Here is a 16321-nt window from a genome sequence, read left to right on the forward strand (position 1 = left end):
ACACGCGAGCAACGAGAGCCAGCACCTATGATGGAAGAGCCAGCAACACCGACGGTATCGACTGCAGACCCGATCTTCGAACTCCGTGATGTCAGCGTCACGTTCGATATGGACCGTGGCGAATCGCGGGTGCTCGATCAGGTCGACCTCGACGTTCGCCGCGGGGAAATCCTCGGCGTCGTCGGCGAAAGCGGCTCCGGCAAATCGATGTTCGCCTCCGCCTTGCTCGATGCCGTCGTCGACCCCGGCGTGACACTCGGCGACATTACCTACCACCCGACACCCGATCGAGACGTCGACCTGCTGAACCTCGAGGAAGACGAACTCAAGCGTCTGCGCTGGGAGGAAATTTCGATGGTGTTCCAGGGGGCGATGAGTTCGTTCAACCCGACGATGAGCATTCGCGATCACTTCGAGGAGACCATCGAGGTCCACGAACGCGACATGGACGCGGGGATGGCCCGTGCTCGAGACCTCCTCTCGGAGCTGTATCTCGACGCCGACCGCGTCCTCGATTCGTACCCGCACGAACTCTCGGGCGGGATGCAACAGCGGGCGCTGATCGCACTCGCGCTCGTTCTCGAGCCCGAGGTGCTCGTCATGGACGAACCGACGGCCGCACTGGACCTGCTGATGCAACAGAGCATCATCGGGCTGATCGACGACCTCGCGGCGGAGTACGACCTGACGATCGTCTTCATCACACACGACCTGCCGCTGGTGGCGAATCTCGCTGACCGACTCGCGGTCATGTACGCCTTCGACTTCATCGAACTCGGCCCCGCCGACGAGGTGCTGACCGGGTCGATGCATCCGTACACGCGCGCGCTGTTGAACGCCACCCCCAATCTCGACACCCCCAGATCGAAGATGCGCCCCATCGACGGCGCGGCTCCCGACCCCGTCAGCGTGCCCGAGGGCTGTTCGTATCATCCTCGCTGTCCGATGAGCGACGACACGTGTCTCGCCGAGGACCCGCCCCTCGAGGCCGTCGCCGACGACCATCGCGTTGCGTGTCACTACGGCGAGCGCGTCCCCGAGGTCATTCCGCTGAGTCTCGAGGAGGTGCGCGTCGATGAGTAGTTCGGATCACGTCGTCTCGCTCGAGGGCGTCAACGTCCACTTCGAGGAAGACCAGGGATTCCTCGACGTGTTCTCCGATCCGGAGACGGTTCGGGCAGTCGACGATATCTCGCTCGAAATCGCCGAGAACGATGTCGTCGCGCTGGTCGGCGAAAGCGGCTGTGGCAAGACGACACTCGGCAAGACGGCAATCGGGGTCCAGCGCCCGACCGGCGGGACGGTCCACTATCGCGGGCAGGATATCTGGGCGGCCAAAGACGAGCGCAATCCCGAGATTCCGTTCGACGAAGTCCGCAAATCGCTCCAGATCATCCATCAGGACCCAGGGTCGTCGCTGAACCCGAACAAGAGCGTCCGTCACTCGCTCTCGAGTCCGCTGCAGGTGACGCATCCGGAGATGGACACGTTCGAGCGCCGAGAGCGGATCTACGAGATGTTAGAACGGGTCGGGATGACGCCGCCCGACGACTACGCGAATCGATTCCCACACCAGCTCTCAGGCGGCGAACAACAGCGTATCGCACTGATTCGCGCGCTGTTGATGAACCCCGATCTGATCCTCGCCGACGAGGCCGTCTCGGCGCTCGACGTGTCGTTGCGAATCGACATGATGGATCTCATGCTCGAGTTACAGGAGGCGTTTCACACGTCGTATCTGTTCATCTCGCACAACCTCTCGAACGCCAGCTATCTGGCCGGCAAAGCCGACGGGCGCATCGGAATCATGTACCTCGGCGAACTCGTCGAGATCGGCCCCGTCGACGAGGTGCTCGAAAATCCACAACACCCCTACACGAAGGTGTTGATGTGGGCGACGCCGGATCTCCACCCGGACGTCGAACAGGATACCGACTCGCCGCTGCGGAAAATCGACGTTCCCGATCCGAAGAATCCGCCAGCTGGCTGTCGGTTCCACACGCGCTGTCCGAAGGCTCGAGAGGCCTGCAAAACGGCACCGCCGACGACCGAAGTCGGCGACAGTCACACCACGCGGTGTTACAGAGCACTCGAGGACCACGACTACTGGGACTCGCCGACACTCGACGAGTAATCGAGACACGCCTCGACCCGTGGCTTTTTATCAGTTGACGGCAAGAGAGATGTATGCGCGTCAGTGGCGTGGTATACAAGTTCATGGTCGCGGTCAGCCTGACGATTGCGGTGCTGACGGTCGCACTCCTTCCGTTTCTCGAGCCCGGCTCGAGTTCGTGGGTGATCGCCATCTTCACGCTCGGTGTGACGGCGATTTCGCTTGCGATTGCGGCGCTTGGACTCTATTTCCGTTGGGACCCGTTTCGGCCGTTCGAGGAGGTCTAACGCGGAATGGAGACGGACAGACCGCTACGAGGGTTCGCTAATACACACAATTAAATACGATATTTTCCTCTAGCGACTATGGACGACTCGCAACTCGTCGAGCACAGCGATAGTTCCGACAGCGACACAGCCACGGTGACCGTCGATCCGACCGTTCGCGGGGAGACGACCGTCGATCCCAAACTCCTCGGCAAGTTCGGCGAACACCTCTACACCGCACACAACGCAAAGAACACCCTCGAGGCGGAGATTCTGCATAACCCGACGTTCGGCAGTTGGAAGTTCCAGGTTCACGGTCCCGGTCCGGACGGCGGCCGCCCGGCGGTTCACGACGCCGACGAGATCGATGACCGCGTCGCCGAGTACGCCACGCGGCGTGACTATCCGGACCACGAGCGACTGCTCGAGGCCTATCGCGACGGGCTGGCGCTGTGGTGGGTCCACTGCGGGATCCGCGACGACGTTCGCACCAGCCCGGACGTCGGCGTCGCCGAAGATCGCGCCCAGCGGATCGAGGTTGCGCCCGACGCGGATTCCGAGAGCGCAATCGCCCAGTGGTGCTATCTTCCGCTGCATCGAACACGTGCGTTCGAGGGTCGACTCACCGCCCGCGGGAACGAGGCGACAACGGTCGAGATTGGGATTCAGACGGTGACCGCCGATGGCGACCTCGAGACGGAACTTGCCACCCAGTCGGTCGCGATCGGCACGGATTGGACCACCGCCGCGTTCGACCTCGAGTGCCCGCAGTCGGCACTCGACGATCTCGACGCGCTGTACGCCGTGACAATCCGGCCGGAGCCGGGATCGAACGTCGTTTTCGACGGGATCTCGCTGTTGCCCGACGATCACGTCGCGCGGGCGGATCCGGAGGTCATTTCGTTCCTGCAGGACGCAGACCTCCCCCTGCTGCGCTGGCCAGGCGGCAACTTCGTCTCCGGCTATCACTGGGAAGAAGCCGTCGGCCCGTTCGAGGAACGCCCGACGAAGCCGAATCCGGCCTGGGCCGGCCTCGAGACGAATCGATTCGGAACGGCGGAATTCATGGACTTCTGCGAGGCGGTCGGCTGCGAGCCGATGATCTGTCTGAACGCGGGCAACGGCACGGCCGAAGAAGCCGCGAACTGGGTCGAATACTGTAACGGCGATCCGGAGGGGACAGAATACGGTCGCCTCAGGGCCGAACACGGCCATCCCGAACCGTACGACGTGACCTACTGGGAGGTCGGCAACGAAGTCTACGGCCCGTGGCAGACCACCTGGACGACGCCCGGCGGCTACGCGGATCGGTTCGCTCGATTCCACGAGGCGATGACCGCCGTCGACAACGACATCGAGGTGCTGGCCTGTGGCAACCGCCTCACCGACTGGAACGAGCCACTCCTCGCTGAGTGTGCGGATGAACTCGACTGGCTCACCGATCACGTCCTCGTCGGCGATCCAGTCTCGACCGACACCGATCTCGAGGCGCTGTACAACGCACACATGGCCTTCGCCGAGCAGGTCGGCCGAGAGTACGAGACCGTCGCCGAGCGGATGCGTGCAGCCGGGATTGACGAGCCGACACTGGCGATCACCGAACTGCAACTGTTCACCACCCTCGCGGACGACGAACATGACGGCGACGACACGCTCGAGTGGACGGACATCCCGACGAACAAGACTATGACCGAAGCCGTCTACGACGCCACGTTCTTGCTCGAGGCGATTCGCTCGGATGGACTCATCGGCATGATCACGCACTCGGGGGTTGGCAATCACGGTGCCGGACTCCGGAAGGACCGCGAGCGGGTGTGGGCCGATCCGGCGTACTACGTCCACCGCGAGGCGTTCTCGATGGTCGGCGCTCACCCAGTCAAAACGCACCTGGAGTGTGGGACCTACGATACCGAACTGCCTGTCGGCGACCACACCGGCGAACTGTTCGGCGCAATCGAGCCCGCAACTGACGTGGCACAACTCGATGCGGTGGCTGTTTCTCACCCCGCCGAAAATCGACTCATCACCTGTCTCGTCCACCGCGATGCGACGGCCGGACCACTGACGGTCACGCTCGAGGTTGCCGGTGAATCCTCTCTCGAGTCGGCGACGGTCTCACGGATCGGCGCTGATTCGATGGTCACACAGAACACTCGAGAGCGTCCCGAGATTGTCGCCCTCGAGACAGACCAACGGACAGAGACAGCGGGCGCTGTGACGCTTGACCTCGAGCCGTTCACGGTAGCGTTTGTCGACTGCGAGTACGAGTAACCCCGCCACTACGGTTGCTTTTCGTGTGGCGTGTCTATCGCCTATCGGCGTCTACAACGCATGAACTGCCGACAGCGACTGCCAGGTCGGTGGCTGGCCGGAAAGCGATTCAGTAGCTGTTTCTTAATCAGGAATCCCTCCGTTTCCGATTGCTATCTCTCGATTTGTCCCGTGTTTCGTCGACTCATAGCACAGAGCCTATTACAAGTGTATGGTTGTAATTAAAACGTTGCTCGAGCGTGCGTTCCTTATACAGAAACGAGTTTGACGGGAGGTACATATCCTAAGACTGAGACATACATTCGAAAATAGTCTTGTTCCAAAATAGACTTTCTGATGGCTGCCAGTACTTTGGCTGTTCCTCTATACTTTCGATCATAGTCCAACTAAACACATGAGTTTCAAATATATTTCTTCCAATTGGACCTATTATGTCTATCATTCGATTTTTATCCGGAAAACGACTCTCGTGACGACATATTGGCTTAGTTGGCGTAAATAGTGGTTATAGACCCACTTGTACCAGATCTGTCGCCAACCATGTTTTCTATTTTACCACAATGCTATCCGGGGATTAGGAAAATACATATTTAGATTGAGCATCTGTGTCTGCTTCTCGAGCCACAGCGTCTCCAATCCTCGCAGGCCAGTCAGCACCGCGTCGCCGTGGTGAGTCGCGCCTGCTTGAGTGCGTCCGCTTTGAGTGACCTCGAGAGCAGAGAACAGCAGCACCGATATATCAACGCTGTATAAGCGGTATGTAGTCAAATGATTTCCGAGGCCCATCCGACCGTCTCGTTGCACAACGTAGCAGAAACGGTCTCCGCTGCGTGGGACGCAGACGGTGATCGACTGCTTCGCGTCCCCGAATCGGTCGGGACAGAGCTCCGAGACGACGCTCGAGACCGACTTCGGCACCCGACGAACTCCGAAGTTCGGTTCGTCCCCATGACTGATGACGCCGAAATCGAGGTCACGCTGTCTGCCGCCGAACGGACGGAGATTCGGGTATTCTGGGGAGAATTCCAGCCTTGGCAAGCCCTCGAGATCAATTCAACGCCGACGACGCTGACGCTTCGCGTCCCCGACCGACTGGCAGATCTCGCGTCGGATGTACCGACAGGGCGGTTCGATCGGCGCGTCTGTCGGATTCGATTCGAGCGTTTTACCCCCGTGGCGATTCACGATGTTTCCGGTGCGTGTCGGCCGCCTACGGCCGACGAACGGCCCGGAAAGCGCTATCTCGCCTATGGCACCTCAATCACCGAAGGAGCGAAAGCGTCCGCGACGCACCTGAGTTACGTCTCACGGGTCGCACAAAACTGCGGCTACGACGCACTGAATTTCGGGTGTTCGGGCTCGGCACACTGTGAACCGGCCTTAGCCGAGTACCTCGCAGGCCGAGACGACTGGGACGTTGCAACCCTCGCGCTTTCGGTCAATATGGCAAACGCCCAGTACATCACGCCGGAGTTTTACCAGCGCGCCGACTACTTCGTGAACACGATTGCCGAGGCAAACCCGGAGAAAACGATCGTCTGCGTGACACTGTTTCCATACTTTGCGGATCTGACGACAAGCGGTGACACCGCCCGCGCCGACGCGTTCCGGGACGCTCTGCGTACTGTCGTTGAGACCACGCCCCACGATACTGTCTCGCTCGTCGACGGAAGCGACCTCCTTTCTCCAACCGAACTGACCTGGGACGTGCTCCATCCCAGCGACCGCGGCATGGGAGCGATCGGCGACGCCCTCTCTGCGCATCTCGAGACCGTCACGAGGTGAGGTGTCGCTGTTGTCACCGCCATTAAGACCGAGCCAGTCCATGAGTCCGTATGGACTGTGGTCTCACCGTCGGCGATTCGCTCGACCGACTCGACGACACGATCGAGGGCTTCGATTTCGCGGAGTTCACCCTCGCTGAAGGCGTCGACACTGCTACGATCGACAGCGACCGCCTCGAGTCGTCGCTCGAGGCGGCACACGCCGACCTGTGTGTTCACTTGCCGTTCAAACAGGACGTGGTGACGCCGGTCCCGGAGATCAACGACGCGATCGTTGCCTCACTGTCTCGCCTCCTCGAGTGGGCGGGTTCGGCCGGAGCGCAGAAGGCGGTGCTACACGGAACGGCCCGAAATCCACACGATACCGATCTGCGGCCGCTCTTTGCTGAGCAACTCGAGGCAATTGGAGAGGCGGCAGCCGACCATGGCGTAGAACTCGTTGTCGAGAACGTCGGCCATCAAAAACGCGGGCTGCCACTGACTGTGCTCGGCGATCTCGCCCGTGAGACAGACACAGCAGTCTGTTTCGATGTCGGTCACGCCTATATGGAAGACGGCAACGACGGCGTCAAACGGTTTGGATCGGGCTACGGCGATCTCGTCTCACATTTGCATGTCCACGACGCACGAAGCCGCGACGATACGCATCTCCCAATTGGTGCGGGCGAGATCGACTACAACATCGTTTCCGAGCAGTTTGCCGGATTCGATGGTACCGTCGCCGTCGAGGTGTTTACCGACGATACGTGGCTTCTTCAGAATACGGCTGAGCGAATAACCGAGTGCCTCGACACAGAGTGAACGCATCCTCCAAAGGCCGTGCATTTCTCACTTCGACGATCCTGGTGGGAGAATTATGCCGCTTGCTCACGTGCGACAGTGTGTGATGACTGTCGACGAACTCACCGACTATGGGATGGAGCGATTGGATGATGAGGCGATCAGACAGTTCCTCGCGACGCACAGTCTCGGCGTGCTCGGATTGCCGACCGACTCCACACCGTACCTGTTGCCACTGTCGTATGGCTTCGACGGCGAATCGCGACTGTACTTCGTCTACGTCACCGGGACTGACAGTACGAAAGCATCGCTATCGGATCGTGCCGATGACGCTAGCTTCCTCGTCTACAGCGCAGAAACGATGTTTCACTGGCAGAGCGTCCTGATCACCGGGACGATTCACCCGCTCTCGACGACTGACTACGAGGATCTCACCGAGGACCAGACACCAACCTGGCGTCCGGAACTGTTCGAAACGGCCAGCACCGACGAGACGACCGACATCTACACCCTCGAGATTGATGACTGGTCCGGCCTGCGCCACTCGGGCACGCCACCGGCGTACACCGAACGCTCAAGTCGCGACGAGTCCGCGTAATCTTGGGTGTAGAGGTTCTCGAGAGGACAAACAGGGCCTGTTAGGAAAACAGTCGTTTGAGCCGGGACGGAACCGAATCGTATCGTTTGGCCAGAATAACGGTCCCTGCGGCGTGTCGCCCGACCGCACGTGAGATCGAGCCGAGAAGCTTCCGCTGTACTAGCCCGCCTCGAGAGACGCCGAGAACAGTGACGTCGTGTGTTGCAGTCCAGTCCGTGATTGTCCCGGCGACATCGCCAGCGGCGACAAGTTTTCGATCAACCGAATGGACGTCCTCGATATCGGCTGCCGTTTCCGCGAGGAGCGCGCGTGCGTCCGTCTCGGAGCGTTCGGGGTCTGCCGTGTCACGGACGTGCAACAGCGTTATCGAGGCGTCGTTCTGACGAGCAATTGCGGCTGCCGTCTCGGCGGCAAACTCGGCGTGTGGCCCTTCCGCAACTGGCACGAGCACGCCGTCGACGGTCTCGGTTGGCGTCTGGATTCGCTTTACGAGTACGTCACATTCAGCGTCTCGCAGTACCCGATCAACGTGCGAGCCCAACATAACGTTCTGGCGCGGTGGGCGCCCACGCCAGCCGAGAACGATTGTATCCGCGTCGTAGGCGTCGACCGCACCCACGATCCCGCGCGACACCCCTCGAGCAAGCCGAATTCGCGTATCAACGGCGAGTCCGTGGGAGGTGACCGAGGCTGCAGCATCCTCGAGCAGCTGTTCGTCCTCAGCTGTTACCAGATAGCGACGCCCATCCTGAAGCGAGAGTTGGGGCGGCACTGCACACACGTAGACGAGGACGATGCGAGCCGATCGATCGGCTGCGAGATCGACTGCCGTCTCGAGTTGCCGTGTCGCTGTCTCGGTGTTTGCAATTGGAACGACGATCGTCTCCGGCGACGTGTTCGACCAGGGGCCCATACTACGTGCCTTCAACAGCACTCCTCAAAAGGGTCCTTGCTTGTTCTATCCCACGTGTACTCACAGCAACCGATATACTCGAGGAGCGTATCAGTGCACGTGGACAACCACTGTCTGGGTTCCAACGGTATCCATGTACGATCGCATTCTCGTTCCGACCGATGGCAGTTCACACGCAGAACAGGCGACAGACCGCGCACTCGAGTTGGCAGCGAGCGTCGATGCCGACGTCTACGGTATCTGCGTCGTCGAAACCGGGCCGTTTGGCTCCGTCACACTTCCCGGCGAGAGCGAAAGCGCAGCCTCCGTTCTCGGCGAGCGCGCCCGCGAGTATGTCGAGCAAATCGAAGACCGTGGGGCTGACTGGGACGTTCCCGTGATGACGGACGTTATCGAAGGCATTCCCGTTCGCGAAATCCTCGAGTACGCCGACGACATCGATGCTGACGCCATCGTCATGGGTACGCGCGGACGCGGCGGAATCAGTCGCATGATGCTCGGCAGCGTCACCGACGGCGTCACGCGCCACACCGCTCGAGACGTACTGGTCGTCGGCAACGGCCCTGCCTCGAGCGAAGACGATCACGAACTCGAGTAACCGTTACGGCTCTAGCGTGTCCGTAATCGCTTTTGACCGGCGACCGAGGCCCCAACCGAACAGCGCGAGACCGACGAAAATGCCGATCGCCTGGATGATATGGGCTTCTGGAATCCGTTCAGGCGTTGCACCCCACGCCTCGAGGCCGAGGCTGAGCAACAGCAAGATCACCACGGCACCGAGACCGAGGTCAGCCGTTCGCATGCTTGGTAACGTCGACGGCGATGAGAAAAAGCGCCCGAGGAGGTAGAAGACCAGCGTATACGGCAGCCACCCACCGACGAGATACAGCAGTGCGCGTGCGGGTTCGTCACCACGGGCAGCAGTCGGTACTAGTCCGGCGTAGATGACGACCGTCGCAACCAGTGCACCCGCTAACAGCCCCATCCCCAGTGTCCGTCGCCGCTCTGTCATGACAGTGCAAGCAACTGCGGCCGCTATGATCAACCTATCGCTCGCGCCGTCGGCTCAGGTCTGTGACTCTGCTAGACGCCCGTCCACAGTTAAGTATCGGGCTCACGACGTATGCGCATGGGCTCTGTCGAATACAACTTTACTGACGAGACGGTCGTTATCACGGGCGCGAGCTCCGGTATCGGTCGCGCAATGGCTCGCGAGTTCGGCGCGGCCGGCGCAACGGTGCTCAACGCAGACATTCAGTCCGAACCGAAAGATATCAACGCTGAGATGCCGACACACGAACTCGTCGACGAGTTCGGCGGTACGGGCGTCTACCTCGAGACAGACGTGAGCGAGCCAGCGGAGATCGAGGCCGTCATCGACGCCGCAGGCGAGTACGGTGGCGTGGATGTGATGGTCAACAACGCAGCGCTGTCGGCTGATTCACCGATGCTCGAGGTGACGCCAGCGGACTTCGAGCGCATCCATCGTGTCAACGTTGATGGCGTCTTCTTTGGCTGTCAGTACGCTGCGAACGATATGATTGAGCGTGGTGAGAGCGGCGCCATTATCAACACAGCCTCGATCAGTTCGAACGTCACCCAGTTTGATCAGGTACAATATGATTCGACAAAAGGTGCTGTTCGCATGATTACTCGCGGCTGTGCCCTCGAGTTAGCCGAGTACGATATTCGCGTCAATGCGGTCGCCCCAGGACAGATCGCAACAGAGTTCGGCAAGGGCTGGACTGACGCGGCCACCCGCGGCGCACAGGAAAACGAGTTCATCAAACCGGTTCCTGCCGGCCGCGCCGGGACGCCTGCTGATGTCGCTGGTAGCGCGCTCTTCCTAGCGAGCGACCACGCCGAGTATATTACCGGGGAACTGCTTCACGTCGACGGTGGCTGGCAAATCATCTGAGGATAGGCGAGACTACAGCACAACGCAAGACCGGTAGACGGGCCGGTCCACGCCGATACGTTTTGACATGAACTGAAAACCAACCGCTCGAGAGCGGGGCCTACTCTCGAGTGGTCAATGACACGGTGGACAGCGGTGTGGCAACCGCGGGACAGAGAGCGGTTGCACACTCGTCGGACGACAGCGGGCGTCGGGGGGTTGGGTGGCGTTAGGCGAGCGCCAGGTGGGGCAGTGGACGTCGGGTAAACGCCAGTGGTTCACGGTCGGTGGCTTGTGCGTGGGATGCGTGCCTCGCGGTCAGGCGCTGACCGCACCCATCATTTGGGGGCGTTGATAATAAAGCGAAAAACACGCTCCAGCCTCGTGGGAATGGTCGAAACCATGGACACCCAGCGGGTTCGGATCTGCTTCGAACCGATGCGTCTGGGGCATAGAGTCACTATCGTGTTCGTTCGAGCGACTGTGATCTGTATGAGAACGCTATTCTCTGTGGCATACGAAATATCCTTTAACAGAGAAAACACTTCTCCGTAGGTATAGGGATGGATGACCGTAATTATGGTGTGATTACTCGTAAGACTACTGTCTAGGTGGTTTCTGTACCCTATTTGTTCGAAACAGTTTCACAGAACAGAGTTAACTCGAATACTAATTGCAGGAAATTGGTCCGAAACGCACCGAAAGTTGCGTGTATTGTCGAACCGGTCGTTCATGAATTGACGTACTCAAGCAACTCAAGAGGTTCAAAAATGGCGAAAAGTGGCGCTTTTGTGGGCTATAGCTACCTATCTCGGTATCATCAAAATCATCGCCTCAGATAGAACTATCACAGAAAACAATGCGGCGTATACTGAATCCGACTGCTAGGGATTTTTAGACCCCCAGCGCAATCGACGTGATATGCAACTCCATAACAGAGACGTTCGCCAGGACGTCCGGGAACTTGGGGAACTACTGGGAGACGTACTCGAGGAACAGACGTCTCGGACGTCGTTTGAGACGGTCGAATCGTGTCGGCGGACAGCGATTGACTACCGCGCAGGGGATCTCGACTCGCGAGACTCACTCATTTCGGAACTTGAGACGCTTTCGCCACACCGACAGCGGATCGTCGCGCGGGCGTTTACGACCTATTTTGAACTGATTAATCTCGCCGAAGAGCGCGAACGCGTGCGAACGATCCGACAGGCCTCACAAGAAGGGACACTTCAGGACAGCCTCGAGACGGCAGCCGAGCAACTTGGCGAAGACGACCTCGAGACGGTTCAGCAGGTACTGGACGACGTACTCATCGAGCCGACGTTTACCGCCCACCCGACGGAAGCCCGGCGCAAGACGGTCAAATCAAAGCTGCGGGCGATTGCAACCGATCTCGAGACGCTAGACGAGCGACTGTTAACCGACAAGGAGACGGACCAGATCTGGCGTGATGTCGATTCGGAAGTGACGAGCCTTTGGCAGACCCCACAGGTTCGAAACCGCCAGCCGGAACCCGAAGACGAGGCGCGAAACGTGCAGTGGTATCTCGAGAACACGCTGTTTGATGTCGTCGGCGAAGTGTACGACGAACTCGCGGATGCCATTGACGAGGAAGTCGACGGCGACCTCGAAATACCCAAACTGTTCGAATTCCGCTCGTGGGCCGGCAGCGACCGGGACGGAAATCCCTACGTGACCCCTGACGTGACGGCGAACACGCTCGAGCGCCAGCGAGCAATCGTCCTCGAGCGGTACCGGGAACAGCTCAAGCGACTCTCGGGTGTCCTCAGTCAGGACGGCAGCCGGATCGACGCTGGCTCTGCGTTTACGGCCTCACTCGAGGATGATCGCGAACGCCTTCCCGGCAGTGCGCGTTCAGCCGAGGACCGCTATCCAGGCGAGCCCTACCGCCAGAAACTCAAGCTCATGCGCGAGCGTCTGGACCGCGTCGGCGACGTTCGTCCCGGCGGCTACAACGATGCCGACGAACTGCTCACAGACCTCGAAGTCATTGCTGAGAGCCTCCAGAACAACGGTGGCGAAAGCGTCGTCGACGCCCACGTCGATCCAATCCGCCGACAAGTCGCTACTTTCGGCTTCTCACTTGCCAGTCTGGACCTGCGCGAACACCAGCAAAAACACACTGACGCCATCGCCGAGGCCCTCGAGGGCGAAGGCATCGACTACCACGCCTTAGACGAAGACGAGCGCGTCGAGTTACTGACGGATGCCGTCCTACAGGACGAGCGTGTGATCGACCTCAGCGAGACTGATGGTCTCTCGGACGACTCCGCCCGCGTGCTTCGGCTGTTCGACAATCTCGGCGACTGGCAGACCGAGTACGGCGTCGAAGCCATCGACACCTACGCGATCTCGATGACTGACGAGCCGAGTCACGTCCTCGAGGTCCTGTTCCTCGCCGATCAGGCCGGTGTCGTTTCCCTGCCTGAACACTGCGGGCTCGACATCGTCCCGCTGCTCGAGACGGAGTACGCCCTCTCGGGTGCTCGTCGCATCATGGGGACGCTGTACGAAAACGAGGCCTACAGCCAGGCGCTCGAGGCTCGCGGCCAGACCCAGGAGATCATGCTTGGTTACTCCGACTCGAACAAGGAGAACGGCTTCCTCGCGGCGAACTGGTCGCTGTATAAGAATCAGCGCCGACTGGGCGAAATCTGTGACGACTACGACGTGACGATGCGGCTATTCCACGGCCGCGGCGGCTCGATCTCCCGAGGCGGCGGGCCGATGGGCGAAGCATTGCTCGCACTGCCAAACTCCACGGTGACGGGGCAGGTCAAGTTCACCGAACAGGGCGAGGCAATCGCAGAGAAGTACGGCAACCCGCGCATTGCCGAGCGCAACATCGAGCAGATGCTGAACGCACAACTGCGTGCACGCCACAACGCAATCAACAACCCGAAAGAGGAAATTCCCGACGAGTGGATGGACGCAATGGAGACCATGGCCACCGCGGCCCGTCAAGAGTATCGTGATCTGCTCGAGAGCGATGGGTTCGTCCAGTACTTCGAACAGGCGACACCGATCACTGTCATCGAGAATCTCGACCTTGGCTCGCGGCCAGCCTCCCGATCGGGTGAGCGCAGTGTCGAGGATCTACGGGCGATTCCGTGGGTGTTCTCTTGGACCCAGTCGCGGTGTATCCTGCCGGGTTGGTACGCCATCGCGACGGGTATCGACGCCTATCTCGAGGATGGCGGCTCGGAAGCAACGCTCCAGGAGATGTACGACGAGTGGGACTTCTTCCGGACGACGCTCGACAACGCCGCGCTCTCGCTGTCGCGAACGGAACTCGAGATTGCCGAGCGGTACGCCGATCTGGCAGAAGACGACCTCCGCGAAACCTTCTTCCCGCGCCTGACCGGCGAGTACAAACGCGCCACGGAACTCATTCAGACCATCGGCCAGCGCGATCAGTTACACACCCGAGACTGGCTTGGCGAGAATCTCGAGCGACGGAATCCCTACGTCGATCCGCTCAACCTGCTGCAGACGTATCTGCTCGACCGAACGCACCGCACCGACATCGAAGAGCGCACGCTGCGCCTGACGGTGAAAGGAATTGCGGCTGGGATGAAGAATACGGGATAACACGCTTCTCTCGAGTCATAACTCGAAAATCCTCAGTACGGATTTTGGAGTCACCAATCACGTCCGCTGTGTGTCAGTCGACGTGAGCGCAGGACAATACTCTTGGCTGCTGACCGCGTGAGTGAGTCACATGATCAACCTCGAGTCGGTCGGCCTCGCCGCTCGAGTGCTCATCGCGCTCGGTGTGATGATCGGCCCGACGCTGCTGTTTCTCGGGCTCTATAGAGCCCTCGAGTGGCTTCGGGATGATCGGTTACTCGAGGAGGTCGCACGCCGGGAGGGCCGGACGGACGTGAACTCGCTGGCGCCAACGTTCGGCGGGTTCGTTGCGGGTGCGACAGGATCGAAATCGCGATCATCGCTTATCCGATGTGGACATTGTGGCGCGCCCACGCTCGCCGACTCGCCGTGTCTCGAGTGTGGGAAGTCGCCTTAGTCGATTGTCGGAACCGGCACGCTCTCGAGGACGCTCTCGATGACGCGTGATTTCTGGACTTCGTTGACCGTTGCGTCGGGGGTGAGGACGAGGCGATGGGCGAGGACGGGCTGGGCGACGCGTTTGATGTCGTCCGGCGTGACGTACTCCTGGCCGCGCATTGCGGCGTAGGCGCGGGCGGCTTCGAACAGTCGCTGGGTCCCTCGCGGGGAGACACCAACGTCGACCCGGCCATCAGTTCGCGTCTCGCGGGCGAGTTTCGCGACGTACTCGAGGAGGTCCTCATCGACGCGGACGGATTCGGAGACCGTTCGGAGTTGGGCGACCTGCTCGGGCTCGAGGACGGAGTTGACCGACGGGCTCCCTGTTTCGCGACTCGCACGGCGGCGCAGGAGTTCAATCTCGCCGGCCTCGTCGGGATAGCCCATCGAGGTTTTGACGAGGAAGCGATCAACCTGTGCTTCGGGCAGTGGGAAGGTTCCCTCTTGTTCGACGGGATTCTGCGTCGCAATCACGAAGAACGGATCCGGCAGTTGGCGGGTCTCGCCGTCGGTCGTGACCTGTCCTTCCTCCATGGCCTCGAGCAGCGCGGCCTGCGTTTTCGGCGGCGCGCGATTGATCTCGTCTGCGAGCACGATGTTCGCGAAGATGGGACCTTCGTTGAACTCGAACTGGCGTTCACGCTCGTTGAACACGTGCGTGCCAGTTACGTCTGCGGGCAGGAGGTCGGGCGTGAACTGGATCCGAGAAAAGGACAGTCCAAGCGCGCTGGCGATGCTGTGAGCGGTAAGCGTCTTTCCGGTTCCGGGAACGTCCTCTAAGAGGACGTGGCCGCGACCGACGACACCGACCATGATCTCCTCGAGAAACGACCGCTCGCAGATGACTGCCTCACTGATCGTCTCGAGAACGGCCTCGCATTCGCTGCTGGCCTGCGTAACGTCCATGGCAACGCCGTCGGCCCCTCATCTCAAAGTAGTTTCGTTCGCGGCACTCGAGGTGGTATACTGATAGGTCGGCCCTCACGTGATTTGCTCGCACTCACAGCGAAAAATCGAAACCCGTAAAAACGTCTCCCCGGTATGTACAGGTGAGCCGAGATAGCCTAGCCCGGCCAAGGCGGTAGATTCGAAATCTACTGTCCTCACGGACTCGGGAGTTCAAATCTCCCTCTCGGCGCTTTTACAGCAACAAACTACTGAGCGACGCATAGCGGCGCGAATTAACTCACGTTGCTGGAAAACGATCACGGGGATTTGAATCAGGGAGGTCGCACGCTCGCGAACGAAGTGAGCGAGATCGTCCGACCGTGGTTCAAATCTCCCTCTCGGCGTTTTTCCGCGAACAACACCGCCGAGCACCGCGTAGCGTGTGCTCGGCATCCGTGAGCGGAAAACACGAACAGGGAATGTGAACGAGGCCAGACGCGCACAACGAAGTGAGCACGTCTGGACGTTGTTCAAATCTCCCTCTCGGCGCTTTTACAGCACCAATTCCGATGAGCGACGCATGGCGGCGCGAATCACAGACAGGTGCTGGAAAAAGATACAGCGGAGATTTGAATGGGACCGAGGTTCTGCACAACGTGCAGGTTCTTGGGCATTGTTCAAATCTTCCTCTCGGAGATTCTACGGCGACCAACAATAACGAG

General features: G+C 60.1%; 14 protein-coding genes and 1 tRNA gene. 12 read left to right on the forward strand and 3 right to left on the reverse strand.

Annotated elements, in window-relative coordinates:
• Positions 1-27: 27 nt before the first annotated feature.
• The 7 genes from G6M89_RS08990 (at position 28) to G6M89_RS09020 (ending at position 7812) form a co-directional block, all read left to right on the forward strand.
• On the forward strand, positions 28-1083 hold the full coding sequence (locus tag G6M89_RS08990; protein WP_241175284.1) for an ABC transporter ATP-binding protein: 1056 nt from the start codon (positions 28-30) through the stop codon (positions 1081-1083).
• Positions 1076-2134 (forward strand): ABC transporter ATP-binding protein, encoded by a 1059-nt coding sequence (locus G6M89_RS08995; protein ID WP_165161466.1) that lies wholly within the window; start codon positions 1076-1078, stop codon positions 2132-2134. The genes G6M89_RS08990 and G6M89_RS08995 overlap by 8 nt, the downstream gene beginning before the upstream one ends.
• Before the next feature lie 53 nt (positions 2135-2187).
• Positions 2188-2400, forward strand: a complete 213-nt coding sequence (locus G6M89_RS09000) for a hypothetical protein (RefSeq protein WP_165161467.1) — start codon at positions 2188-2190, stop codon at positions 2398-2400.
• A gap of 78 nt (positions 2401-2478) precedes the next feature.
• A complete protein-coding gene (locus G6M89_RS09005; RefSeq protein WP_165161468.1) occupies positions 2479-4650 on the forward strand; it encodes an alpha-L-arabinofuranosidase C-terminal domain-containing protein in 2172 nt (723 codons plus the stop codon).
• Between the two features lie 768 nt (positions 4651-5418).
• Entirely contained in the window at positions 5419-6435 is a 1017-nt protein-coding gene (locus G6M89_RS09010) for a GDSL-type esterase/lipase family protein (RefSeq protein WP_165161469.1), read from the forward strand.
• 50 nt (positions 6436-6485) lie between these two features.
• On the forward strand, positions 6486-7235 hold the full coding sequence (locus G6M89_RS09015; RefSeq protein ID WP_165161470.1) for a sugar phosphate isomerase/epimerase: 750 nt from the start codon (positions 6486-6488) through the stop codon (positions 7233-7235).
• A gap of 85 nt (positions 7236-7320) precedes the next feature.
• Complete coding sequence (locus G6M89_RS09020) at positions 7321-7812, forward strand: pyridoxamine 5'-phosphate oxidase family protein (protein ID WP_165161471.1); 492 nt, start codon at positions 7321-7323, stop codon at positions 7810-7812.
• 40 nt (positions 7813-7852) lie between these two features.
• Here the strand turns inward: G6M89_RS09020 and G6M89_RS09025 are convergent, their stop codons facing one another.
• Positions 7853-8725 carry a universal stress protein gene (locus G6M89_RS09025; RefSeq protein WP_165161472.1) on the reverse strand — a complete coding sequence of 291 codons (873 nt, stop codon included), beginning with the start codon at positions 8723-8725 and terminating at the stop codon, positions 7853-7855.
• A 133-nt stretch (positions 8726-8858) separates the two neighbouring features.
• Here G6M89_RS09025 and G6M89_RS09030 point away from each other — a divergent pair, with 133 nt between their 5' ends.
• Positions 8859-9323 carry a universal stress protein gene (locus G6M89_RS09030; RefSeq protein WP_165161473.1) on the forward strand — a complete coding sequence of 155 codons (465 nt, stop codon included), beginning with the start codon at positions 8859-8861 and terminating at the stop codon, positions 9321-9323.
• Positions 9324-9326: 3 nt separating this feature from the next.
• On the opposite strand, the gene G6M89_RS09035 is transcribed toward G6M89_RS09030, so the two are convergent.
• Positions 9327-9737: a hypothetical protein gene (locus G6M89_RS09035; RefSeq protein ID WP_165161474.1), complete on the reverse strand. Its 411-nt coding sequence runs from the start codon at positions 9735-9737 to the stop codon at positions 9327-9329.
• A gap of 117 nt (positions 9738-9854) precedes the next feature.
• On the opposite strand from G6M89_RS09035, the gene G6M89_RS09040 reads away from it, so the two are divergent.
• From G6M89_RS09040 to G6M89_RS09050, 3 genes are all read left to right on the forward strand, one after another.
• Complete coding sequence (locus G6M89_RS09040) at positions 9855-10643, forward strand: SDR family NAD(P)-dependent oxidoreductase (RefSeq protein WP_165161475.1); 789 nt, start codon at positions 9855-9857, stop codon at positions 10641-10643.
• A 900-nt stretch (positions 10644-11543) separates the two neighbouring features.
• Positions 11544-14234, forward strand: a complete 2691-nt coding sequence (gene ppc, locus G6M89_RS09045) for a phosphoenolpyruvate carboxylase (protein ID WP_165161476.1) — start codon at positions 11544-11546, stop codon at positions 14232-14234.
• Positions 14235-14364: 130 nt separating this feature from the next.
• The gene (locus G6M89_RS09050) at positions 14365-14670 is read left to right on the forward strand and encodes a zinc ribbon domain-containing protein (protein WP_165161477.1); all 306 of its coding nucleotides are present in this window, start codon (positions 14365-14367) and stop codon (positions 14668-14670) included.
• On the opposite strand, the gene G6M89_RS09055 is transcribed toward G6M89_RS09050, so the two are convergent.
• Positions 14667-15617 carry a MoxR family ATPase gene (locus G6M89_RS09055; protein ID WP_165161478.1) on the reverse strand — a complete coding sequence of 317 codons (951 nt, stop codon included), beginning with the start codon at positions 15615-15617 and terminating at the stop codon, positions 14667-14669. The two genes, G6M89_RS09050 and G6M89_RS09055, sit on opposite strands and share 4 nt — an antisense overlap.
• A gap of 147 nt (positions 15618-15764) precedes the next feature.
• Here G6M89_RS09055 and G6M89_RS09060 point away from each other — a divergent pair.
• Positions 15765-15849 (forward strand) — tRNA-Ser (locus G6M89_RS09060).
• Positions 15850-16321 lie beyond the last annotated feature (472 nt).

Origin of the sequence: Natronolimnobius sp. AArcel1, from assembly GCF_011043775.1 — an archaeon.
In the GTDB taxonomy this organism is placed as follows: Archaea; Halobacteriota; Halobacteria; order Halobacteriales; family Natrialbaceae; genus Natronolimnobius.